This window comes from Microbacterium sp. NPDC087665, assembly GCF_044743285.1.
Lineage (GTDB): Bacteria > Actinomycetota > Actinomycetes > Actinomycetales > Microbacteriaceae > Microbacterium.
Window position 1 is genome coordinate 200,177 of the sequence record NZ_JBIUWD010000005.1, and the last position, 23,327, is coordinate 223,503.

General features: G+C 66.6%; 24 protein-coding genes and 1 pseudogene. 10 read left to right on the plus strand and 15 right to left on the minus strand.

The window, feature by feature from the left end:
- Window positions 1-30: 30 nt before the first annotated feature.
- A complete protein-coding gene (locus ACIOSY_RS13925) occupies window positions 31-732 on the minus strand; it encodes a BON domain-containing protein (protein ID WP_400854247.1) in 702 nt (233 codons plus the stop codon).
- 184 nt (window positions 733-916) lie between these two features.
- Here ACIOSY_RS13925 and ACIOSY_RS13930 point away from each other — a divergent pair, with 184 nt between their 5' ends.
- The 7 genes from ACIOSY_RS13930 to hrpB all read left to right on the plus strand — a co-directional run bounded on the left by ACIOSY_RS13930 (window position 917) and on the right by hrpB (window position 9,089).
- Window positions 917-1,372, plus strand: a complete 456-nt coding sequence (locus tag ACIOSY_RS13930) for a universal stress protein (protein ID WP_400854249.1) — start codon at window positions 917-919, stop codon at window positions 1,370-1,372.
- Window positions 1,372-2,595, plus strand: coding sequence for an Acg family FMN-binding oxidoreductase (locus ACIOSY_RS13935; RefSeq protein ID WP_400854251.1), 1,224 nt, complete (start codon window positions 1,372-1,374; stop codon window positions 2,593-2,595). Before ACIOSY_RS13930 ends, ACIOSY_RS13935 begins: the two co-directional genes overlap by 1 nt.
- Entirely contained in the window at window positions 2,592-3,041 is a 450-nt protein-coding gene (locus ACIOSY_RS13940; RefSeq protein ID WP_400854253.1) for a hypothetical protein, read from the plus strand. Before ACIOSY_RS13935 ends, ACIOSY_RS13940 begins: the two co-directional genes overlap by 4 nt.
- A gap of 26 nt (window positions 3,042-3,067) precedes the next feature.
- A complete protein-coding gene (locus ACIOSY_RS13945) occupies window positions 3,068-3,748 on the plus strand; it encodes a hypothetical protein (RefSeq protein ID WP_400854255.1) in 681 nt (226 codons plus the stop codon).
- Window positions 3,749-4,060: 312 nt separating this feature from the next.
- Window positions 4,061-4,489, plus strand: a complete 429-nt coding sequence (locus ACIOSY_RS13950; RefSeq protein ID WP_400854257.1) for a MarR family winged helix-turn-helix transcriptional regulator — start codon at window positions 4,061-4,063, stop codon at window positions 4,487-4,489.
- A 116-nt stretch (window positions 4,490-4,605) separates the two neighbouring features.
- On the plus strand, window positions 4,606-6,219 hold the full coding sequence (locus tag ACIOSY_RS13955) for an SPFH domain-containing protein (protein ID WP_400854260.1): 1,614 nt from the start codon (window positions 4,606-4,608) through the stop codon (window positions 6,217-6,219).
- Between the two features lie 317 nt (window positions 6,220-6,536).
- Entirely contained in the window at window positions 6,537-9,089 is a 2,553-nt protein-coding gene (hrpB, locus tag ACIOSY_RS13960) for an ATP-dependent helicase HrpB (RefSeq protein WP_400854262.1), read from the plus strand.
- Window positions 9,090-9,120: 31 nt separating this feature from the next.
- Here hrpB and ACIOSY_RS13965 read toward each other — a convergent pair whose 3' ends face one another.
- From ACIOSY_RS13965 to ACIOSY_RS13975, 3 genes are read right to left on the minus strand one after another with little or no spacing between them, the layout of a single operon-like run.
- Window positions 9,121-9,855, minus strand: a complete 735-nt coding sequence (locus ACIOSY_RS13965; protein WP_400854264.1) for an ABC transporter permease — start codon at window positions 9,853-9,855, stop codon at window positions 9,121-9,123.
- A complete protein-coding gene (locus tag ACIOSY_RS13970) occupies window positions 9,852-10,646 on the minus strand; it encodes an ABC transporter ATP-binding protein (RefSeq protein ID WP_400854266.1) in 795 nt (264 codons plus the stop codon). The genes ACIOSY_RS13965 and ACIOSY_RS13970 overlap by 4 nt, the downstream gene beginning before the upstream one ends.
- A gap of 55 nt (window positions 10,647-10,701) precedes the next feature.
- Entirely contained in the window at window positions 10,702-12,198 is a 1,497-nt protein-coding gene (locus tag ACIOSY_RS13975) for an L-serine ammonia-lyase, iron-sulfur-dependent, subunit alpha (protein ID WP_400854268.1), read from the minus strand.
- 70 nt (window positions 12,199-12,268) lie between these two features.
- Here ACIOSY_RS13975 and ACIOSY_RS13980 point away from each other — a divergent pair, with 70 nt between their 5' ends.
- Window positions 12,269-12,901: a hypothetical protein gene (locus tag ACIOSY_RS13980; RefSeq protein WP_400854270.1), complete on the plus strand. Its 633-nt coding sequence runs from the start codon at window positions 12,269-12,271 to the stop codon at window positions 12,899-12,901.
- A gap of 116 nt (window positions 12,902-13,017) precedes the next feature.
- Window positions 13,018-13,314: a hypothetical protein gene (locus ACIOSY_RS13985; protein WP_400854272.1), complete on the plus strand. Its 297-nt coding sequence runs from the start codon at window positions 13,018-13,020 to the stop codon at window positions 13,312-13,314.
- A 125-nt stretch (window positions 13,315-13,439) separates the two neighbouring features.
- Here the strand turns inward: ACIOSY_RS13985 and ACIOSY_RS13990 are convergent, their stop codons facing one another.
- Complete coding sequence (locus tag ACIOSY_RS13990) at window positions 13,440-15,170, minus strand: L-aspartate oxidase (RefSeq protein ID WP_400854274.1); 1,731 nt, start codon at window positions 15,168-15,170, stop codon at window positions 13,440-13,442.
- Between the two features lie 71 nt (window positions 15,171-15,241).
- Between ACIOSY_RS13990 and ACIOSY_RS13995 the strand changes: the two genes are divergently transcribed.
- Window positions 15,242-16,183 carry a LysR family transcriptional regulator gene (locus ACIOSY_RS13995; protein ID WP_400854276.1) on the plus strand — a complete coding sequence of 314 codons (942 nt, stop codon included), beginning with the start codon at window positions 15,242-15,244 and terminating at the stop codon, window positions 16,181-16,183.
- A gap of 70 nt (window positions 16,184-16,253) precedes the next feature.
- Here ACIOSY_RS13995 and ACIOSY_RS14000 read toward each other — a convergent pair whose 3' ends face one another.
- The 10 genes and pseudogenes from ACIOSY_RS14000 to ACIOSY_RS14045 form a co-directional block, all read right to left on the minus strand.
- On the minus strand, window positions 16,254-16,838 hold the full coding sequence (locus tag ACIOSY_RS14000; RefSeq protein WP_400854278.1) for a hypothetical protein: 585 nt from the start codon (window positions 16,836-16,838) through the stop codon (window positions 16,254-16,256).
- 204 nt (window positions 16,839-17,042) lie between these two features.
- Window positions 17,043-17,195: a hypothetical protein gene (locus ACIOSY_RS14005; RefSeq protein WP_400854280.1), complete on the minus strand. Its 153-nt coding sequence runs from the start codon at window positions 17,193-17,195 to the stop codon at window positions 17,043-17,045.
- A 67-nt stretch (window positions 17,196-17,262) separates the two neighbouring features.
- The gene (locus ACIOSY_RS14010) at window positions 17,263-17,637 is read right to left on the minus strand and encodes a DUF6984 family protein (protein WP_400854282.1); all 375 of its coding nucleotides are present in this window, start codon (window positions 17,635-17,637) and stop codon (window positions 17,263-17,265) included.
- On the minus strand, window positions 17,634-19,634 hold the full coding sequence (locus tag ACIOSY_RS14015) for a hypothetical protein (RefSeq protein WP_400854284.1): 2,001 nt from the start codon (window positions 19,632-19,634) through the stop codon (window positions 17,634-17,636). Before ACIOSY_RS14015 ends, ACIOSY_RS14010 begins: the two co-directional genes overlap by 4 nt.
- Window positions 19,631-19,951: a hypothetical protein gene (locus ACIOSY_RS14020; RefSeq protein WP_400854286.1), complete on the minus strand. Its 321-nt coding sequence runs from the start codon at window positions 19,949-19,951 to the stop codon at window positions 19,631-19,633. The genes ACIOSY_RS14015 and ACIOSY_RS14020 overlap by 4 nt, the downstream gene beginning before the upstream one ends.
- A 40-nt stretch (window positions 19,952-19,991) precedes the next feature.
- Window positions 19,992-20,612: a hypothetical protein gene (locus ACIOSY_RS14025; protein ID WP_400854288.1), complete on the minus strand. Its 621-nt coding sequence runs from the start codon at window positions 20,610-20,612 to the stop codon at window positions 19,992-19,994.
- Complete coding sequence (locus ACIOSY_RS14030; RefSeq protein WP_400854290.1) at window positions 20,609-21,190, minus strand: hypothetical protein; 582 nt, start codon at window positions 21,188-21,190, stop codon at window positions 20,609-20,611. The genes ACIOSY_RS14025 and ACIOSY_RS14030 overlap by 4 nt, the downstream gene beginning before the upstream one ends.
- Entirely contained in the window at window positions 21,187-21,732 is a 546-nt protein-coding gene (locus tag ACIOSY_RS14035; protein ID WP_400854292.1) for a hypothetical protein, read from the minus strand. The genes ACIOSY_RS14030 and ACIOSY_RS14035 overlap by 4 nt, the downstream gene beginning before the upstream one ends.
- 26 nt (window positions 21,733-21,758) lie before the next feature.
- On the minus strand, window positions 21,759-22,892 hold the full coding sequence (locus ACIOSY_RS14040; RefSeq protein ID WP_400854294.1) for a hypothetical protein: 1,134 nt from the start codon (window positions 22,890-22,892) through the stop codon (window positions 21,759-21,761).
- A gap of 125 nt (window positions 22,893-23,017) precedes the next feature.
- Window positions 23,018-23,327 (minus strand): annotated as a pseudogene (locus tag ACIOSY_RS14045) (hypothetical protein); the annotation flags it as partial.

The following is a 23,327-nucleotide window of genomic DNA, read 5'->3' on the forward strand; positions in this document are numbered from 1 at the left end:
TTCAGACCGGTCGGCGTGTTGTGAAGCCACTCAGTACGTGTTCAGTTGCGGAACTGGCATGTGGGCTTCACGCACCTCGAGACGATTCTGCACATGCATCACGTGCGGCGAAGACCATGCGGCATCGCCTGCTTGCTGCTTTTCCGCCCAGGACCGGACCTGTCCAGTGAGGGTCACGGTGTTGCCGCGGACGATCACAAGGATGTCCCTTGCGTCGAGCTGCGCGTGACGACCCAGCGCATTCGTGATTCGTTCTTCGGTGTCCGGCCCAGACGGGCGGGCAGCGAGTGTGATGCGGTTTTCGACGTCGAACACACCCCGCAGATGCTGGATCGCGCCCTTGGCTGCCTGACGCTGATAGTTCCACGCAACCTCACCGGTGAGCGTCACGACATGCCCGGTGATCTCAGCCTTGACCGTGTCCGGAACAGTCGATGCCCACGTGAGCGCGCTCTGGACCTCCTTGGCGATATCGGTCTCAGTGACCGGCCACGCCGCGTTCGGATGGATGGTCATGTCATCGACGACCGTGGAGACACCGCGGACTCGAAGGGCTGCATGCTTGGCGGCGAGGCGCTCCGAGAAGTCGACCACTTCGCCGGAGAGGGTCACGGCCGATGCGTGAACACTCACTCCGATACCTGCGGCGTTGACGTCCGGGGTCCAGTCGAGTTCCTCCTGCACGGCATTCTGAATGTCGTGGTCACTGAAGCTTGATGATGCAGAGTCCATTACGAGGTTCCTTCCATCTGAACGCGCGACTGCACGCTGTGTTCACTCTGATCCTCGGCCGGGAACGCTCATAGGGGCATTGGTCCCGTCGGATATCCGGTGGGAGCGCTCGAGCAACCACGAGCAGCGCAGGATATGACCTTTGGCCCTGTGCGGTAAGCCAACGGAAGCGCACCTTGAGAGGATGCGAAAGAACTCACTTCCAAAGCACATCATCGTTGGCCTCGATGGGTCTGAATCCTCCATAGCAGCGCTCCGACACGCCGCGGATTTGGCCGCAAAACTCCATGCTTCGTTGGAGGCGATCATGACGTGGGAGTACCCGGTCTTCTACGACCCGTACTATTCGGGCGCATCCTGGTCACCGGAGACCGAGACGGCAAAAGCGATGAAGGCGGCCATCGCGCAGGCCTTCGAAACGGATCTCCCCCGCAACTTCACCCAGACTGTTCTTCAGGGCGCACCAGCCCGCGTCCTCATCCGAGAAAGCGAAGATGCGACCATGCTCGTGCTCGGAAGCCGGGGGCACGGCGGGTTCGCCGGCTTGCTGCTCGGTTCAGTGAGCGCCACCTGCGCCGCACACGCCACATGTCCGGTCTTGATCGTGCACACCCATGACTCGCCCGGGGACTCCGCCTGATGAACGATCACAGCGGGCATGTCAAGAACCATCGCGCCGGAAGGGTGGTCCTCGTCACTCTCGGCTCCGTCGTCAGCCTGCTCACGCTCGGGCTCGGCGTTGTCGTCACCGTGGGCGGCGTCTTCGTTCCCGCTGCGTACCTTCAGCCGTGGAGTGAGACGTATTCGCAGGCGTTCGTCGACCCACGCATGAAGGTCGTCTCGCAGGCAGTGCTCGCCCCCAGCGGTCACAACATGCAGCCATGGACCATCCGGCTTGACCAGGTCGATCCCAAGGTGCTCTACCTGTACGCAGACCCGACACGACTTTCGCCCGCCGTCGATCCTCTCGCCCGGCAGGCTCTCGTATCTCAAGGGGCCTTTCTGGGATATGCGCAGGTGGCGGCGGAACACCTCGGGTACACGGCGTCGCTCGAGCTCTTCCCCGGCGGCACGTATGACGAGACGGGTCTTGAGGTCTCGATGAGTGAGCTCCCTGTCGCCAAGATCACCCTCAGTGACAGACCTTCCGCTTCGACAGACGACTACGATTCGATGTTCCTCTCGGACACCAATCGCTCGCCCTACACGTCAGCACCGCTGACCGACGCGCAGGCCACAACGTTGACTGATCTCGCCGACACGTCGGCACTGGCGACCCTGTCGGTATTCAGCGACACGAAGAATATGACCACGCTCGGGGACCTCGCGATCGAGGGGACGCTGATCGAAACCGAATACCTGCCGGCGACCGAGGAGAGCAACGCGGTCTTCCACAGCACCGAGCAATCCAAGAACGAAGCCCTATCGGGTTTCGCCGTCGAGGGCCAGGGAACCAGCGGCTTCATGAAGTACCTCCTGCAAGGTCTCATCACGATCGTCCCTTCCATCAATGATGATGCTTCTGCAGCGGCGAATGCGATCGCACTCACTGATGCCGGCGTCGAGAACACTGCCGCGTACGCGATGATCAGCACCCCGGGGAACACCCGCGTGGAACAGGTCGAGGCGGGGATCCTCTACGCTCGGCTCTCCCTGCACGCGCGAACAATCGGATTAGTCATGCAGCCCCTCAGCCAGGTGCTGCAGGAGTACCCCACCATGGCGGCACCCTACAAGGCGATTCACGAGCAATATGCGCCGGATGGAGCGACCATTCAGATGCTCGTCCGTGTAGGAACGCCCACCAGGGAGTACCCCGTGACGATGAGACGAGATGCGAACAGCCTGGTGGACACACCATGACCGATCTCCCTCGCCGCACACTCATACTCCTGCTGTCCTTCGGGGCGATCTCAGCGATTGCAGGCGGGATCCTCGGTGTCTTCTTCAACGGTGCCGGCGTCCCCCTCGAATACCTGCAGGGCACCCCCTTCACGTCTTATCTCGCGCCTGGACTGATCCTCGGAGTCGTGATCGGGGGCACCCAAGGCGTGGCTGCGATCGGCGCGCTGCGACGGGACGAGTACAGCATGATGGCCGCCACTGTTGCCGGGTTCGGCATGATCATCTGGATCTTCGTCGAACTGGCCATCACCGGATATTCCTGGCTCCAGACCTTCTACTTCGCCCTAGGCCTCGGCGAGGTGATGCTCGTGCTCCTTCAACTGGGGGTCTTACTCAAAGTGGCTCGGCCTGGACCGCGACGTTCACCCCAGCCGAACTCTGGACCACTTGCGAGCAGACCATGAGTGCGTCTCCCATCGTGCAGCACCCCGTGAAGGGCCGTCCCGCGCCCGCGGTCACCCACCCATCGACCTACCTCACTCTCGCGCTGTTCGCGTTCGCCCTTCTGGGGTTCGAACTGCTAGTGCCGTTCGTTGAGCCTGCGATCCCGACAAGGGTCGAGAGTGTCGAGGCCGCGATGCTGCACTGGATTGTCACGATCGTCCTTTGGACGGGCGGAGCACTCGGCCTGCTCGCATGGTCGCTTCGCCACACCGGATTCTCCTTACGCGGATCTGCCGCTGCACACGCCCCCACACGGAGCATCATCGTCGTGGGCCTGGTGGCGTTGACATTGGCAAGCCAGTGGCTCCTGCGCGGCGGCGTCCTGCCGCCGATTGCCGAGTACGCCGCGCTCTCCGCTCGCTTCGGCGAGGCGGGCATGACCGCGTGGCTAGTTCAGGTCGCCTACTACATCGTCGAGGTCGCAGTGGTCGCCCTCATCATCGGATTCGGGCAGCGAGCGGGAGAGGGGTGGTTCCACCACCCGCGGGTTCCCTGGGGAGGCGTCATTCTGGCGTCGACGTGGGGACTCGTTCACTTCCTCACCCAAGACGCGGCCACTGGTGTTTACGGTATGGCGCTGTCCTTGATGATGGGCGTTGTCTACCTGCTGGCCGGAAGAAGCCTCCTCATCACGTTTCCGATCCTGCTCGTCATGTTCATCATCTGAGGAATCAGCCCCGGGGAGAGAGCGCAGTAAGGCTTGCATGCGTCGCGAGACGAAGGTCCTTGGTCTCGTACAGGCGGCGTACTGACATGTGCGCTGGCGATCGACAGCGGCGTTAGGCACGTGGATCAGAATTTCCGTAACCAAACCGTTGCATTCGTTACCTCGCCGTTATAGATTGATCACACGGTGAATGTTTGCTGTGGCACTCACCGAATGTGATTGCAGGACACTCTTGGTGCAAGGGACAAGGGCCGGTCGGGAGCCTCTCCGATCGGCCCTTACTGTTGCCCTTCGTCCCGGTATTCTGTAAGGATGACCGATCGCAAGCTCGCCCTGGCAGCATGGGAGAGCCTGTTCCGCGCGCAGCATGAGCTGTTCCACGACATGCTCGCCGATTTCGAAGGCTCCGACCTGGCGCAGGCCGAGTACGACGTGCTCCTCACGGTCACCCGCTCCCCCGACCTCACGGCGCGTCTGCGCGACGTCACGGCGAACATGCTCATCAGCCAGCCGAGCGTCTCGCGCCTCGTCGAGCGCATGGTCGCCCGCGGACTCGTGACCAAGTGCCCCGACCCCGAAGACGGTCGCGGTTCGCTGATCACGGCGACGGATGCCGGAGCCCGAGCCTTCCGCGCCCTGGCCACCGTGCATGGTCGATCGATCGCCGAGCGCATGTCTTCGCTCGACGATGAGGAGCTGCGCACGCTGCGAACGCTCGCCGAGAAGCTCCGCAACTCCTGACACGGGGAGTTCTCCCCGAGGCATCCGGCCCTGTGATCTGGCAGGGTGGGTGCTGAGTCCCGCACGTCGCGGGAACGCAGACTTCCCCTTACGGGGGGGAATCAGGGAGGTCATCCATGGAGATCGCCGGAATCGTCGGCATCCTCGTCATCGTCGGCATCGCCGTCGTCATCGTCGTCGTCGTACTGCTCATCCTGCTGTTGTTCGCACGCAGCTGGATCAAGGTCGCCCGCGCCGATGAAGCGCTCGTCATCTCAGGACGCAAGCAGAAGGTGCAACGCACCATCGCGACCGTCCTGCCCGATGGCACCGCATCGACCCGCCCCGAGATGGAGGAATCTCCCGTCACGGTCATCGTGAACGGCAAATCCCTCGTCAACCCGATCACGCAGCGCCACGAGATCATCTCGCTGCGTTCGCGCCAGGTCTCCCTCAACGCCGAAGCCCAGTCGCTCGACAGCGTCACGCTGAACGTCGACGGCGTCGCGATCGTGAAGATCGGCTCCGACCCCGTGTACGTGCGTCGTGCCGCCGAGCGTTTCGCCTCGCAGGACAAGGCCATCGAGCAGTTCACCACCGAGCAGCTCGAAGGTGCCCTGCGTGGAATCGTCGCGACCCTCTCGGTCGTCGAACTGATGCGCGAGCGCAAGAAGTTCTCCGACCAGATCGCCGCCGACGTCTCGCAGGAGCTCGCCGAGCAGGGACTCATCCTCGACTCGTTCCAGATCAAGGGCATCACCGACAAGGTCGGCTACATCCAGTCGCTGGGTGCACCCGAGATCCAGGCGAAGCGTCAGTCGGCCGAGATCTCGCAGACCAACGCCGACCGTGCGATCAACCAGAAGTTCATCGCGAACCAGGAAGCCAACCTGATCGAGCAGACCGCGCTCGACACGAACACGGCCAACTCGAACGCCGGCATCGGCCGTGCCCGTGCCGCCGCCGAGCAGGCCGAGAACCTCGCCCGCGAGCAGGCTCAGCAGGCCGTTCTGCAGCAGCAGGCCGAGAACAAGCAGGCTCAGCTCGACGCCGACGTCAAGCGCGTCGCCGACGCGCAGCGGTACGAGGCCGAGACCCGCGCCCAGGCCGAGCTGTACACGCGTGAGAAGGCCGCAGAGGCCGCTGCGATCGAGCAGGTCAAGCAGGCCGAGGCGCGCACCCGCATCGCCGAGCAGCAGGCCCAGGCCGACAAGGCCCGTGCCGACGGTGAAGCTGCGGCTGCCGTCGCCAAGGCGACCGGTGACGCCGACGCTCTGCGCTCGCAGGCCGAAGCCGAATCCGAAGCCCGACGCCTGCGCGCCAACGCCGAAGCCGACGCCATCCGCGCCGAGGGTGACGCCCGTGCGGCCGCGCTCGAGGCAGAGGCCAAGGCCATCGCCTCGAACCAGGAAGCGTTCCTGTCGCAGCGTGTGCTCGACGTTCTGCCGTCGATCATGGCGGAGTTCTCGAAGGGCTACGCCGCGATCGGCAACGTGTCGATCATCGGCGGTTCGTCCGACGATGGCGCCTCGCAGGTCATCGGCGCCGACAGTGCCGTGGCGATGCGCTCGGTGTTCGACACCGTGCACTCGGCGACCGGGCTCGACCTCGCCGGCATCATCCAGGGCCAGGCCGTCGGCCGCGCCTTCGGTGCAGGTTCGGCCGAAGCATCCGCTCCGGCACCCGCCGCCGCACCGCGCGTGCCGGCTCCGACTACTCCGCCGCCGCCCGCGGCGGACGACGCGGAGTAGTCGACAGCAGTTCCCAGCGGATGCCGCGGCCGATTCGGTCGCGGCATCCGCTTTTTCGTCGCCGCGTCGGTTTCATAACTCCTCAGAACCGACGCGCCGACCCCCGTTCCCGGGGTTTCGGGCCCTGGCGACCCCATTCTGAGGAGTTATGCACCGCTCCCCGCCGAGACTCCCGCGCCGACCGCGTACCCAACTCAGGACAGACGCCGCCGCGCACCCCGTTTGCGCCCCGATCCGGCCCGATCCCGTGTGTTTTTCCTGAGTTGGGTACGCCCGCGCCGCCACACCACCGTCTCCCACCCGGGCAGACTGGGAGCATGACGCCCGCTGCCTTCGACCTCGCCACGATCGGCGCGGGGCTCTCGTTCGCTTCGGCCGTCGATGAACTCCAGGCTGTGCTCGACACGAGCACCTCGGTGGTCGTGAGCGCCCCGCCCGGCACGGGCAAGACCACGCTCGTCCCGCCGCTGCTCGCGTCGCGCTCCTCCGGCCGCGTGATCGTCACCCAGCCGCGCCGCGTCGCCGCCCGGGCCGCCGCGCGCCGGCTCGCCCAGCTCGACGGCTCACCGCTCGGCACGCGCGTCGGTTTCACCGTGCGCGGCGAGCGCGCGGTCACCCGGGAGACGCGGGTCGAATTCGTCACGGCGGGTGTGCTGCTGCGCCGCCTGCTCGATGACCCCGGCCTCGCGGGAGTGGATGCGGTGATCATCGACGAGGTGCACGAGCGCGCGCTCGAGACCGACCTGCTGATCGGACTGCTGTCAGAGGTGCGCGAGCTGCGCGACGACCTCGTACTCATCGCCATGTCGGCGACTCTCGATGCCGAGCGCATCGCCGCCGCGATCGGCACGGACGACGAGCCTGCTCCGATCGTCGACCACGATGTTCCCGCCTTCCCGCTCACCGAGCGGTGGGCCCCGAGTCCCGCACCGCGCCTCGACGAACGCGGAGTCACCTGGGCGTTCCTCGATCACGTCGCTCGCACCACGGCATCCGCTGCTCTCGATCTGCACCGCGACGATCCTGCGGCCGATGTGCTGGTCTTCGCGCCGGGCGCACGCGAGGTGTCGGAGATCGCCCGCCGCATCCGCGACGCGACCGACGTGTTCGACGTGCGGGAGCTGCATGGTCGGATGCCGGCAGCCGAGCAGGATGCGGTGATCCGCGGCCGCCGCCCGGAGGAACCTGCCCGCATCATCGTCACGACCTCGCTCGCGGAATCGTCGCTCACCGTTCCGGGTGTGCGATTGGTGGTGGACACCTGCCTGGCCCGCTCTCCGCAGCGCGATGCGGCGCGCGGGATGACGGGGCTCGTGACCGCCGTGGCCTCCCGTTCGTCGAGCGTGCAGCGTGCCGGTCGCGCCACCCGACAGGGGCCGGGGACCGTCGTCCGCTGCGTCGACGAACGCACCTACGCCACGGCCCCCGCTCGCCCGACTCCCGAGATCGCCTCGAGCGACCTTGCGGACGCAGCACTGCTGCTCGCCTGCTGGGGAGCGCCGGGCGGGGCGGGTCTGCGGCTGATCGATCCGCTGCCCGCCGACAGCCTGGCCGATGCCATCACGGTGCTGCACGGCCTGGGCGCGATCGATGACGAGGGCCGTGCGACTTCCGAGGGCCGCGCCCTGGCTCGCATCCCGACCGATCCGCGGCTCGCCCGCGCTCTGCGTGACGGGAGTCCGGTGGTGGGCTCCCGACTCGCCGCCGAGGTCGTCGCGCTGCTGGGCGGAGACGTGCGCACCGCGGACTCCGATGTGGCTCAGGCGCTGATCGCACTGCGAGGCGGGCGAACGCCGGAGGCACGTCGTTGGCGCAGCGATGCGGATCGCCTCGAGCGCATGACCGCGTCTGCACCGGGCGTGCGCTCCGACCTCGACGGGGTCGGCCTGGTGATCGCGCTGGCGTTCCCCGAGCGGATCGCCCGCCGCGTCGACAGCACGGCGAATGGGGCGACGTTCCTGCTCGCGTCCGGCACCCGCGCCGGGGTGAGCGGTTCGCTCGCGGCCGTCGAGTGGCTGGCCATCGCCGACGTCACGCGTGCGTCGGGGCGCGCCGCAGCCGGCTCGGGTGCCGTCGTGCGGTCGGCAGCGATGCTCTCGGAGGAGCAGATGGAGCGGGCGGCGAGCCACCTGCTCACGGACCGCGTCGAGGCGGAGTTCGTCGGGGGTCGCATCCAGGCTCGTCGCGAGCGCCGCGTGGGCGCGATCCTGCGCTCCTCGGCGCCGGTGCGGGCGTCGGCTGCCGAGGGGCGGGATGCCGTGCGCCGCACGCTGCAGCGCGAGGGGCTGAGCATGTTCACCTGGTCGGCATCAGCCACCGAGCTGCGGAGCCGGCTGGCGTTGCTGCACCGCGAGCTGGGATCGCCGTGGCCGGATGTCTCGGATGCCGGACTCCTCTCCGCCCTCGACACCTGGCTCGCACCGGAGCTCGATGCTCTGGCGGGCGGCACCCCCGCGTCACGGCTCGACCTGTCCTCCGCGCTGCGGCGGCTGCTGCCGTGGCCCGAGGCGGCGCACCTCGATGAGCTCGTGCCCGAGCGACTCGAGGTGCCCAGCGGTTCCCGCATCCGCATCGCGTATCCGGACCCCGACGATCCGGATGCCCGGCCCGTCGTCGCCGTGAAGCTGCAGGAGTGCTTCGGCTGGGCCGAGACTCCCCGGCTGGTCGACGGCCGTGTGCCCGTGCTCTTCCACCTGCTCTCCCCCGCCGGACGCCCGCTCGCCGTCACCGATGACCTCACCTCGTTCTGGTCAGGACCCTATGCGCAGGTGCGGGCCGAGATGCGGGGCCGTTACCCGAAGCATCCGTGGCCGGAAGATCCCTGGGCCACGGCACCGACCCGGCACACCAAGAACCGCGCCGCGCGCTGAGCTCACCCCGCCCCGGTCAGCGCCGCGCCGGTCAGCGCGTGCGCCGGCGCAGCGTCAGCGACGCGAGAACCAGCGCTCCCATGGCGAACGCGACGACGATGAGCAGCGGGCCGAACACGTCCCACCCCTCGTCGCCCGCCGTCACGGCGTTGATCGCATCGATCGCGTGACTGAGAGGCAACCAGTCCGATATCGCGAAGAGAACATCGGGCATCTGGTCGCGCGGCATGAAGAGCCCGCCGAGGATGATCTGCGGAAACACCAGCAGCGGCATGAACTGCACCGCTTGAAACTCGGTCTGTGCGAACGCGCTCGCCAGCAGCCCCAGCGCCGTGCCGAGCAGGGCGTCGACGACGGCGACGAGTCCGAGTTGCCACAGCGCCCCTTCGACATCGAGCCCGCACACGCCCACCGCGAAGGCCACGGTCACGACGGCCTGCAGCACCGCCATGAGTCCGAACGCGAGCGCGTATCCGACGATGAAGTCCGCCTTGCCGAGCGGCGTCGTCATGAGACGTTCGAGGGTGCCCGACCGGCGCTCGCGCAGCGTGGTGATCGAGGTGATCAGGAACATCACGATGAACGGGAAAAGCGCGAGGATCGCCCCGCCGAACTGGTCGAACACCCCGCTCTGATCGCTGAACAGCCAGGCGAACAGGCCCACGAGCAAGCTCGGCGCCACGAGCATCAGGGCGATCGAGCGCGGGTCGTGGCGCAGCTGACCGAGCACGCGGCCCGCGGTCGCCAGCATCCGTCGCCCGTTCATTCGGCCGCCTCCGCGCGGTGCGCGCGTCGGGAACGTCGCGTCTCGCCGACGGGAGGAGGGGCGGATGCCGTCGCCGCCGTGTCACGTTCGATCACCGCGAGGAAGGCGGCCTCGGCGTCGTCGGTGCCGGTGTCGGCGAGCAGACCGCGCGGGGTGGTGTCGGCGATGATGCGTCCGTCGCGCATGAGCAGGAGTCGGTCGCAGCGCAGGGCTTCGTCCATGACGTGACTCGAGACGATGAGGGTGACCCCGCGGTCGGCGAGTGCGCGGAAGAGTTCCCACAGTTCAGCGCGCAGCACCGGGTCGAGCCCGACCGTCGGTTCGTCGAGCACCACGACTTCCGGTGATCCGATCAGCGCGATCGCGAGCGACACCCGGTTCAGCTGCCCGCCGCTGAGCGATTCGACGCGTTGCGCGGCCTGCGCCTGCAGCCCGACCTCGCCGAGCACGCGCTCGACATCGCCCTTCGGCGCCTGCAGCAGCGCGGCGAAGTACGCGAGGTTCTGCCGCACGCTGAGGTCGGGATAGACGGCCGCGCCCTGCGTTCCGTAGGCGACGCGGCGGCGCAGTCGGGGCGACCCGCTCGGCTCTCCCAGCACGGTGACGTCACCCGACGCGATCTGCTGCACGCCGACGATCGAGCGCATGAGCGTGGTCTTGCCGCATCCCGACGGCCCGAGAAGACCAGTGATCTGACCGCGAGGGATCGTGAGATCTATCCCGTCGAAGACCTGCGCCGCACCACGCCGCACGCGAAGCTGCGCGATCTCGACCGCGATGTCGTCGCCCATGCAGTGATTATGCTCCCGCCCGACGGCCGAAGACAGGCCTCTCGAGCGGGCAGCCTCAGCACTCGATGACGTTGACCGCGAGGCCGCCCTCGCTGGTCTCCTTGTACTTGGTCGACATGTCGAGGCCGGTCTGGCGCATGGTCTCGACGACCGCGTCGAGCGAGACGTAGTGGCTGCCGTCGCCGCGCAGGGCGAGCCGCGTGGCGGTGACGGCCGTCGAGGCGGCGATCGCGTTGCGTTCGATGCAGGGGATCTGCACGAGTCCGCCGATCGGGTCGCAGGTGAGTCCGAGGTGGTGCTCCATCGCGATCTCGGCGGCGTTCTCGATCTGGCGGTTGGTGCCGCCCATCACGGCGGTGAGTCCGCCCGCGGCCATCGCACAGGCCGATCCGACCTCGGCCTGGCATCCGCCTTCGGCTCCCGAGATCGAGGCGTTGGCTTTGAACAGCGATCCGAGCGCGGTGGCCGTCAAGAGGAAACGACGGATGCCGCGGCGGCGGTTCGCTTCGGCGGTGTGCTCTTCGTCGAGCCCGCTCGCGATGTCGGAGGCGACGGCATCCGGTCCGAATCCGAGCAGTGCGCTGCCGACCAGCTCGCCGTAGGGGGTGACCGCGTTGCCCGCGCCGAGTCCCGAGTCGGCGAGGAACCGCCACCAGTACATGGCGACGGCGGGGAGGATGCCGGCGGCCCCGTTCGTGGGCGCGGTGACCACGCGTCCACCGGCGGCGTTCTCTTCATTGACCGCGAGCGCGAAGGCGCCGAGCCACTCGCCCGGCAGCTCGCGGTGTCCGTCAGCTTCCGAAGCATCGAGCTGTCCGCGGATCATGCCGGCCCGCCGCTTCACCTTGAGCATGCCCGGCAGAACACCGTCGGCGTGCAGCCCCGCTTCGACGCAGCTCGCCATCGCATCCCAGATGGCGTCGAGCCCGGCCGCGACCTCGGCTTCGCTGCGGAGGGAGGTCTCATTGAGGCGCGCGACCTCGGCGATCGACAGTCCGTGCTCGTCGCAGAGTGCGAGCAGCGACGCGGCATCCGCGTAGGAATAGGGGAACCCGCCGGTCGAGACCGCCGCCTCTTCGCCGTCGCGCCGGATGAACCCGCCACCGACCGAATAGTAGGTCTCCTCGGCGACAACGGCACCGTCGACCCCGGAGGCCGTGAGCGTCATCGCATTCGGATGCCCCGGCAGGCGGGTGCGCGGGGCGAAGACGATGTCTTCCTTCGCGAACGCCACCTCGTGCTCACCCGCGATGAGCAGCGGCGTCCCTGCGGGATAGGTCGTCCAGGCCGAGCGCACGTCGGCGGGGTCGCAGGTCTCGGGCGAGAGTCCGCGAAGCCCGGCGACGACGGCATCCGGGGTGCCGTGCCCGATGCCGGTGGCGCCGAGAGAGCCGTACAGGGTGCACGTCACGCGGGCGATGGACCCGAGCGAACCCGAAGCGCTGAGCCGCTGGGCGAAGTCGAGGGCGGCCCGCATCGGTCCGACCGTGTGGGAGCTCGAGGGCCCCACTCCGATGGAGAAGAGGTCGAAGGCCGAGACGTACGCTGTCACCCGTCCAGGCTACGCCGGATTCGCGATCCCGGTTCACTGCCGTTAACCAGTGGCCCACTATTCTGAGCGGGTGAGCGATGACACCGGAATCCTGATCTTCCTCGGCGTGGGCGTTCTCGTGCTGATCGGCATCGTCGTGTTCGGTGTGCTCAGCTCACGCCGCAAGAAGAATGCGACGACCCGCACCTGGACAGTGCGCACCGACTGGATCGGCGAGCAGCCGTTTCTCGCGAGCACCGACCTCGCCGCCGACGACAAGCGCCAACAGGAACTGTTCCGGCAGACGTACCCGATCGGCGGCAGCCTCACGATCACCGAGATCGACGAGAGTGGCGAGCCGGCACCGCACGAGGTGCACGTGTCGCGCATCGGACAGAGCCTTCGGGCGGGCTGGCCGCAGGCGAAGCGTGGCATGACCGCGTACTTCCGCGAGTGGGAGAACAGCGAGTTCCCCGCGAGTTTCCGCGTGAAGGGATCCGACAAGATCGTCGAGATCGCGATGGATGCTCAGGACGTGACCGCTCGGGATGCTGCGGGCGCGAGCGTCTGGACTTCGCCGTGGACCACCCTGCTGTTCTCGAACGGGCCCGACATCGTGCTCGCCAACGGCAGTGGCAAGAACATCCGGTTCGAGTACACGAACGGTTCCGACCTCGAAGAGATCGTCATCAAGTACGGCACCCTCAAGCAGATGCACTTCTGACCGCTCGTCAAGCCCCTTCAAACCGGCCCGCGGTCACGGCATCCTGATCGACAACGCCGAAACCGCCACTGTCGACTCGACAACTGCCGACTCGACAACTGCCGAAAGGGACGATCATGACGAACAGCACCCCCGAGCCGGAACCGACCGACGACCTGTCGCCCGAGGCGCAGGCGCCCACTCCCACGCCGGCGTCGGACACCTCCGAGGGCGAGGTGACGACGCCCGCCGAGGCGGAATCACCCGAAGACGCCGACCCGAGCGAGATCCCCAGCAACGACGAGCTCGAAGAGCCGAGCACCGAGAAAGACCCGGGCGAAGAGCCCAAGGCCCCGAAGCGCGACGAGCCCGAGCCCGACCATGAGGCGGTCGGCATCGGCGTCATCGACACCGAGGAGCCGCAGGCCGACTGAGGCGCTCCGTCACCCTCGCCACTCATGTGAGGGGTCAAGACACGCCTTCACTGGAAGCCGCTCTGCGGCGTGTCTTGACCCCTCACGGTGCGTGGCTGGCGCCACAGCCCGACGAGCGGATGCTGCTACTCGACGAGCTTGCCCTCGGTGTCGACCTCGCGCATGAGCTCGGCGATCTCCTCGGGGATCTCGGGGATCGACTCTCGCGTCACGCCCTCGGTCGGCGACCAGACGAGGTTCACCTGCAGCGTCGGGTCGGTGTCGGGGAAGTCGCTGCGGTTGTGGCATCCGCGGGTCTCGCGTCGTTCGAGCGCCGCTTCCATGGTCGCGCGGGCCGCGAGCGCCGACGCCTTGAGGTCGAAGGCGTGCGCGAGGTCTTGGAACCCGGCGATGTCGGGGTGGATGCCGATGTCTTCCGTGCGCCCCTCGATCATGTCGAGTTCGGCGAGGCCGGCCAGCAGCCCCTCCTCCGAGCGCACGACTCCGGCGTGCTCGGTCATGGTGTTGCGGATGGCGCGCTGCAGGGCGCGCACGTTCTCGCGTCCGTCGGCGGAGAGCAGGTCGTCGATCTCGGCTCGCGCCTGGCCGACGGCATCCGCTGACCGCTTCTGCGCGTCGAGGGCTGCGGCGTGCGCCATCGCCGCCTGCCCGACGATGCGTCCGTAGACGAGCAGTTCGATGAGCGAGTTGCCGCCGAGGCGGTTGGCGCCGTGCAGGCCGCTCGATGCCTCACCGATCGCGTAGAGGCCGTCGACGTCGGTCTGGTGGTCTTCGGGTCGCACCCATACGCCGCCCATCGAGTAGTGCGCGGTGGGCGCGATCTCGATCGGGTCGGTGGTGATGTCGAGCATCTGCAGCTCCATCATCGTCTGGTAGACGCGGGGCAGACGGCTCATGATCGTCTCGCGCGGCAGGTGCGACACGTCGAGCCAGACGCCGCCGTTCGGGGTGCCGCGTCCTTCCTTGATCTCGGTGTACGCGGCGAGCGCGACGCGGTCGCGGGTCGACAGCTCCAGGCGCTCGGGGTCGTACTTGGGCATGAAGCGCTCGCCGAGGGCGTTGCGCAGGATGCCGCCTTCTCCGCGTGCTGCTTCGGAGATGAGCGTGCCGGCGGCGTTCTCAGGCTCGATGATGCCGGACGGGTGGAACTGCACCAGCTCGGGGTCCCGCAGACGGGCACCCGCGTCGACGGCGAGGCGGAACGAGTCACCGGTGTTCTCGTCGCGGCGAGACGACGTGCGGCGCCAGATGCGGTTGTGTCCACCCGCGGCGAGGATGACGGCATCCGCGTGGATCAGGTAGCGCGTGCCGTCGGCCTGGTCGAAGCCGTAGGCACCGAAGATCACGTTGTCGCGCACGAGCAGACGGGTGATGTAGACGTTGTCGAGGATGGGCACGTCGAGCTGCTCGGCGCGGGCGACCAGCGTGCGCTGGATCTCGAGTCCCGTGTAGTCGCCCACGAAGGCGGTGCGGCGGAAGGTGTGCGCACCGAAGAAGCGCTGCGAGATGCGGCCGTCGTCTTCGCGGGCGAAGTCCATGCCCCAGCGTTCGAGGTCGCGGATGCCGCGCTCGGCGCCCTGGGTGACGATCTCGACCGTGTGGGGGTTGGCGAGCAGGTAGCTCTCTTTGATGGTGTCGGCGGCGTGCTGCTGCCAGCTGTCTTCGGCGTCCATGGTGCCGAGGGCGGCGTTGATGCCGCCGGCGGCCAGAGAGGTGTGGGCATCCTGCCTCGGACGTTTGCCGACGGCGAGCACGTCGATGCCGTGTTCGGCGACCTCGATCGCCGCCCGCAGCCCGGATCCTCCGGTGCCGATGACGAGGACCGTGGTGGAGATCTGACGTTCGCGAGTACTCATGAATTCGACGCTAGTTAGGTGATCCTAATAACTCCAATGCATAGTTTCTCTTCGAACCATGTAGGTACGCTATGACCATGAACCTCGAGCAGCTCCGCGGTTTCGTCGAGGTCGCTCGCCTCGGCCACTTCACGCGAGCGTCTGAGTACCTGCATCTGGCGCAGCCTTCGCTGAGCCGCCAGATCTCGACGCTCGAACGCGAGTTGGGCGCCGAGCTGTTCCACCGGGCGCGCGGGCACATCGCTCTCACCTCCGCGGGAGAGACCCTGCTCCCCCGCGCCCAGCGCATGCTCGCCGAGGCCGATGCGATCCGTGAGGAGATGGGCGAACTCGCCGGCATCCGCCGCGGACGCGTGCGTCTGGGAGCACCGCCCACGCTCTGCATGAGCCTCGTCGCCGAAGCGCTCGCGGCGTTCCACGTCGCCCACCCCGGCATCGAGCTGCAACTCGCCGAGGCCGGGTCTCGCGCACTGGTCGAACAGGTCGCCATCGGCGCCGTCGACATGGCACTCATCACCGAGTCGGCCGGCCCACCTCCCGCGGGCGTCAGCCTGACGCGCATGCCCCTGCTCACCGAAGAACTCGTCGTGGTGTCGTCTGCGGCGCAGCCACCCCTGTCGACGGCATCCGCCATCGGTCTCGACGAGCTCGCGACCCTGCCGCTGATCACCTTCGACGAGACCTACGAACTGCGTGCGACGACGGATGCCGCGTTCCGCAGCGAGGGCCTCGAACCCGTGCCCGTGCTCGCCGGCGCGGAGATGGATGCGGTGCTGCGGTTCGTCGAACGCGGTCTCGGCGTCGCCGTCGTGCCCGCCATGGTGCTGCTCGATCGCCCGGAGCTGCGGTCGATGCGCCTGTCGCACCCGATGATGACCCGCACGGTCAGCCTCGCGCACCGGTCGGATGTGACCCCCGCGGTCGCCGTATCGGCGATGCGTCGCGTGATCGTTGCGACGGCGGTCGAGGTCGCGCGACGCGACCCGGCGATCACCAGTCTCGTGGAGGGATGATCGCCATGCGCGCACTTCCCGTCGTGGGACACGGGCTCATTTACCTGATCACCAGCCTCGTCGAGGGCAGCTAGCCCTGAGGGATGGTGTCGGCGAAGAAGCGCGCCATCATGCTCATCAACAGCACGTTACCGCCGATAAAGACCGCCGCCTGAGACGCGATCGTCGCGACCAGAGGCGCCGCCCCGCTCCCCCCGCGTCGACGGACGACGACGTGCCGCCCGATCACATAGACGAGCGGCGTGAGCAGGCTCCACGCCCAGTGGAAGGGTCGTACGAATCCGCGCTGCCTGAGCACACGGGCATCCAGCGCAGCGAACCATGCCACGACCGCGACAGATGCCCACCCGAGAACGATCGATAGCACGAACCATTGAGCAAAGCCGTCGGCGAGCGCAGGATCGATCGCCGCAGAATTCGCGCCAGTCGGGGACAGCGAAGCGCTCGCAAGCATCACACGCATGAACTCGTAAAAGACCCAGATCGACGGCACGAGACCCAGCACGGATACCGCGATGAGCAGCCACACCCAGATGGTACGGGAGTCGGTTTCGGCCGCGACGCGCGGGAACGTGCGAGGCGGTGTCGGACTCCCAGTCGGGTATCCGACCGGATGCCCCGGCTGCGCTGGAGCACTCCACGTCTGATCATTCATTGTTGTTCTCCTATACTCACCATTGGCCGCATCTGCGGCTTCGCTCCATCACACGCCCAACCGATCAACCGCACGACGCATGCTGTCGACGATGCGCGCTTCAGGAACAGCGTCGCCAGCCTTCATCGAGTGCCTTCCGATGCCGACGGCTCAGCTAGAACGACAGGGGAACCGGTGCGCGGCAGGAGATGCCCCTCCGATCGTTCACAGCCCCCGCCTCGCCTCGTCCAAGAGCCACTCGATTGCGTCGAGCGGAACACCCGGCTCGAAGAGCGTCACCGTACGCTGGAGCGTGTCGCTGTCTTCGAAGACCTCGGCGACGCAGGGTCCGTCGACGCGCGACAGTTCCAGCGCCATGCCATCTCGTATGCCCACCGAACTTGCGAGCATGAGCCGAAAGCCGGGGAAGGCGGGTGCGGGATGTCTAGCGTGAGACACAATCAATCCTCCAGTCCTGGTGATCCACGACAGGAATCACCACCCTGCCGCCGTCTTCGCGATAGACCTCGAGTTCATCGAGATACCCGTTGACGACGTGCACGAGCACATGAACCACGACGCCATCGCGATCGTCGTACTCTGCCTCGACGGGCACGCGGAATCGCACCTGTGCAGGGGGGCCACCGCTGACTGCGAGGCGCAGGCTGCCGTTCGAGTCGATGCTCGCAACGCGTAAGCCCTCGATCTGACCCGCGAGTTCTGCGGAGCCCGCGAAATTCTGACTCACCAGGTCTTCGACCACGCGCAGCTTTGAGGGCGTCCGTTCCCGCATCGCGGAATCCCAGAAATCGATCCTCATGACGTCGTCGATCCCGGATTCAACAGCTCGCCCACCGCGTCGAGCACTGCCCGCGCCGACTCCTCGGCGTCGAGAATCTGGATCTCCTGCCACAGCGTGAGGTTGGGGCTGCCGCTGAGTTCGGCGTACTCGACCCATGCCTCGTTGAGCGCGTGGAGTTGCTGCGCCGCACTCCACACGTCTTCGTCGCTCGCTCGGCTCGACACGTAGAGCTCGCGGAAGATCGACCGGGGCAGCATCTTCGTGCGGTCGTTCTCGAGCGCGTCCATAGCTCGCGCCCGAGTCACCTCCACGCCCTCGACGTGCCGGCCGCCCTCTCGCCACACGGACAGTCCGAGCCCAAGGATTGCGAGCAGTCCGAATGTGAGCAAAAGCAGGCGCATCCACCCGGATGAATCCTCCATCTGGTTCGAGAGTGCGACAACGCCGAGAAGTATGCCCGCGCCGAGTGCGACGATCGCCGTTGTGGCGACAGTACGCGCGATGATCTTCGCGTTGTCGGCGCGAATTTCCACGTTCTCGATCTCGCGGAGAGTCGCATCCCGCGAGGAGGGGTTGAAGACATACGCGCTCAGCCACGGGGCCCACCGCTCCTCGGTCTCGGCCGCGCTCACTGCCTCCTCCGTCTTGGCCGCGCTCACTGCCTCCTCCGTCCCGGTCTCTGGGGGAACATCCGCACTTCCCCGTCGTCGCCACCCCGCTCCGGCGATCGGCGGCACGTAGGTCGCGTCGTCCGGCCGGTTCATCGAGTACGTCGCGCGCCACAGCTCCGGCGACTGTGCCAGCGTGCGCAGGATCGCGCGGGCCACCGGTTCAGCGTCGACCTGGTTCCACGGGAAGCGCAGGAACACCTGAAACGGATGCTCCGCTTCGCCCCTGCTGTGCGGCGATGACAGGCTCACGCTGATCTTCGTCGGGTCTGTGTAGAGCTCGGCCACCCAGCTGAGCCTCAGACCTCTCTGACGCAGAAGTTCGAGGTCGACGGATTCATAAACAAGGCGCGCGACGGTGTCTTGCGGCCGTTCCCACGAACGGTCGACACGGATGCGTGCGACCTCCGCATCATAGTCCGCGGCGCTGAAGGATGCGCCGGCATCAGTTCCGTAAGGGATGAAGTCGACCCAGTCCCAGTGCACAGCCTCGCCATCGCGCCGAATGTCGACCCAGGTCGAGTCGCAGCCGATATCACCGCATCCGGGGCACATCGCGATCGGAACACGGCGAGGCTGATCAGATACGTCGAACGGGTTCGACGGCCAGAATGCGGTGATCGGGGCGAGCCCCGCGCCGAGACCAAGCGTGACATCGACCTCATTGACGAAGATGTACAGCTCGAAATCGTTGAGGGTGTCTTCCGACGGCTCGACGGAGAAGCGGATGCTGTCGCGGGCAATCCGCGCCCAACGCCGACCGTCGATCTCACGGGGTTCCCAGTGCTCCCGGCGCGGAGGGTAGGGAATGCCCCGCTCTTCGCAGGCGGCGACGAGCAGCCGTTCGGTCGCTGCCTGGTCGTCGTCGGCGGATTGCCCCGCGAGCTCAGCCAGACTCGGGCTGTCGAGACCGTCGACGAGAGCATCCACGGCGGCATTGATGATGCGGGTGCTCCACTCCTCGCCCTCCAGCATGACCGCCCGCACGATCGCGTCGAAGAAGCGGAGTTCGGGTGAGAGCCGCCAGCCGATCGACTCGACCGCTTCCGCCATCCCACCGAACAGCGCCGGCGTCGAGAGCTCGAACAGAATCTGAGCGAGTTCCGCCCGATGCGTCTCGTCGAGCTCGATGTCTTCGGCCGTGTGGATCGCCTCGGCCCAGTCCTCGAGTTCGCGCGCCGAAACATCTTTCGACGCGTAGAGGGCGAGCGCTCGCCGCACATCGGCGAGAGTCAGATCGACCAGAGCGCCGGGCTCAAGGTCGTAGGTGTGTGCGTCGGTGAGCAGCTGGGGAACAGGTCCTTGCAGGGCGATGAGTGCTCGTAGTGACGCGAGGCGGTCGATCATCCCGCACCCCCTGGAGCAGCCTCGCCACTCTTCTGCCCGACCGCACGAAGGACGTCGGAGAGCCAGACCAGCCCGTAGGTGATCGAGGAATCCGGGTCGGCGACGAACGAATCGAGATTCCCCATCGTTTCGGAGAGCTGCCCGATCGTGAGCTCTTGCGGGCTGCGAGAGACGTCGTACTGCTCGGACGCTGGGATTGACCAGAAATAGTCGTCGCCGACCGTCACCGAATCGCCCACAAGATCTTCGAGGTGCTGCAGGAGTATCCGAGAAGCGCGCCTCAGCGTCGCGATCGGAATCTCGAGTTCGTACGTCATTCTGCGCGCCCGAATTCCAATGGGAGGTCGTTGATAACCGTCATCTGCTCTTGCCCTCCGCCAATCGATCGATCTTCGCGACTCCTCGCTTGGCTGCGTTGCGCACCCACGTCTTCGGATGGTGAACGGATGCCTCCTCGAGGGCTGGGCGAGCAGCGGACTGCGCCAATTTCGCGAGAGCGGAGATCGCGTGGCCTTCGACGTCCGCGTCGCTCAGGAGGCCGAGCAGAAACTCACTCGCCTCGGCACGACGTTTGGATCGCTCGAACCCGAGGATGAGCATCTCCCTCGCCCTACCGAATTGTTCGTCGGCACCAAGGCGCATGTACTCATCGAAATACTTGTCATCCCAAAGAACCCAGAGCGCATTACCGACCGCCCATCGATAGCCATCAAGCCGGTCGGGCCCCAGCGGATGGTCACGGAACTCGCGCAGCATCGGCTCAATCGCTGCGGGCTTTGCCCACGGCACGCTCAGCGCCCGGACGATCCACTCTTTCGTACGAGGTTCAGTTTCGCGCTCAAGCTCCCGGAGAAGGATGGGCACGGCTTCGACATACCGACAGCCGGACGTGCGCAGCTCATCGAGCGAGGAGACTGGATAGCCCGCGTGCGCCAACTCCGCCAGCAAGCCAGCCTGGTTTCGAGCATTCTTAGTCATCGTGCTCCTCCGCCCGATTCCGAGCCAGACCGCGACGTTTCGTAGACCACACCGAAGTCACGCTCGGCGGCGAGGAGATAGTCGGCAACGATCTGCGCGTGGGGCTGGTCTCGTGCGTCAACCGCAATCATGCTCTTTGAAGAGAACTCGACGAGGGCTCCGAGTTCGACGAGCGCGGCGGAGTCATCGGCTTCGCCGTCTGCGCGTTCGATCGCGAATTTATCCAGCGCCGCGGGAAGCACGTCAGTCGGTGCCAGTTCAACGAAGCAGGCTCGAAGGCTCCGGATCAGGCTCGAAGGAACGGGCTGCTCATGCCGCACGATCACCCACGCAAGTTCGTCGAGGGTGTTCGAACCCTCGCCACGCTCGAAGATCTGCCGAGCGAGCACAAGGCTCTCGGCGGGAAGGTAGTGCGCAGCCTCGTCCAGTATTCGCCCGACCCCATCGAGCAGCACGCGATGCATATGGGGCTCGAGCTCGTACTCATGGGTCCGCAGCGCCGGAGACTCGCGAGGAAGCCGCAGCATGACAGCGACGATTGCCGAGCTGAGCCCGATCGCCAACCCGACGAAGATCATTGGTTCCATCGCGGCAGCATCCCTTCTTCTGCACCGGACGACACGGATGGCGGCACCTCGGGCCTTCCAATGCGACGGATGACGAGCCAGATCGCACCGACCACCACGAGCACGGGACTCACGACGGACAGGCAGGTCGGTACGCCCACGGCCCACCCCTGGAGCTGGAGCTCCCCTACGAGGTATGAGGCCCACACGGTGAATCCGCCACACGACGCGATCACGACCCCGCCCGCGAACAGGTGCCAGGGGATTCCGCTGGCTCGAAGAACGAACCGCGCGATCATGCAGACGGCGACGACGAGGAACGTACGCGGGAACCCTGCGATGTTGCGTGTCAACGCCTGACGCTGCTCTTCTTCTACCTGATCCCAGACGGCTGCGAGCGCTGGCGTCCATGAAGCGACGGACACCGTCAGCGCGAAAAAGACGAACCCCAGATACGCGAACGCCGTCAGCACTACGGCGAACACCTGCCGCGCAGCCAGACGGATGCCGGGTGTGAAGCGTCGCGCGGCTCCGTTCCCAGGTGCCCCGCGCATCGGTTCTGCATCCGGAGGGACCTGACTCATCCCCGACTCACCATCCGCACGCTGTGCCCCGCGGCCACGACGTCTTCCAGGATCGAGCGGTAGACGACGAGCCCTGCCTTCCCCGACCGCGGGATCAGCTCGATCTCGATCACTCCCCCGGTCGACTCCGCGGCGACCTCCCGCACGCTGGCGATGAGCATGTCCTGTCGTTCGCCGGCGTCGTTCGACAAGAACGAGGCAAGACCACGGATGCTCGAACGCACCACGATCTCGTCGACCAGCGACTTGTCACGCTCGTTACGCGGCTCTGACTCGATCCAGATGTCGCGGATCAGCGGGACGAGTTCCGACAGCGCCTCGGCATCCGCTGTGATTCCGACCGGATCGCCCACAGAGTCGAGCCACACGACGAGATCGATGATGACGCCGTCGACGGCAGACAACGCGTGCAGATCGGGCAATAAGGGAGCGAGTGCCAACCCGAGATCGCTCACCCCTCGCTTTTGGGGCAGATGCACCCACTGCGCGCGGACATCACGGTATCCCCCTTCGTTGCTCTCCGGGTCGACCTCGTAGAACGACTTCGGTACAGCGAGCTCCGGAGGCATGAAGACGTAGAGCGAGAAGCTCAGCACGTCACTCCACGTGCACTTGCGCAAGGTGTTGCCGTGCAGAACCCAGCCGACCGATGACACCCAGTTGCGCCAGGCGACAGCATCCACCTCGTCGTCTGCCCCGACTTTCAGTACCTCCAGAAGGTCGTCGATGCTGTTCTGCTCGTATCGACTCATGAACCGCCCGACGAACTCCGTCATCACGACGAACGCCTCCGCGAGCGACAGCTCGGTCGACCCCTGTTCTTCGTATTCGACCTCGCGCGGCTCGGGCATCACGAACACGCGGTCGTCGCTCATCCATGAATCCGCCGGGTCGGCTCCGGTCTGCGGTTCGTTGCCCGCGTCGACCCAATCCGCGCTCGAGACCCAGTCCCACCAGGCGGCAGGGTCGTGCGGCCCCGAGCTCTCCCCAAGAGACGTGTCGCTGATGAGCCGGATCAGATCGTTGCCTTCGGCACGCTTCGCGAAGCGCCACACGAACTCGCCGGCCACCTCGAAGGCTCGGCGCGCCGTCATCAACGCATGGCTCGCGCCCGCACCCTCAGATTCCATCCGTCACACCCTCCTACTGAGATAGACGATGATCGCGCCGAAATATCACGCTGTTTGGTCATGCGTTACGGGAAAGTGACGAGACGCGGTGCGCGAGCGAACGTTTGCGCCCTCACCGAACGCACTCAACCTGGAGTCAGCGTGTGCAGGACGACGAGGCCGGTGATCGTGAGGACTCCACACGACCCGACGAGGATCGCGCTGGTCTTCAAGCGCGTGTATGCAGAAACACCGCCACGTGGAGCCGGGTCCTTCCGCATCAGCCTCCACCAGACCTGAAACATCGCTCCCGCCGCCAGCACTTGAGCTGCCCCCATCACACCGGCGACGAGGGTCGTAGGGGACTGCTGACGGTTTGGTTGACTCGTCTTGTTTGGGGTTTTCAGGCCGCGTGAGCGGCCTCTGAGTTGATTATCTCGAACTCGATTGGGGTGA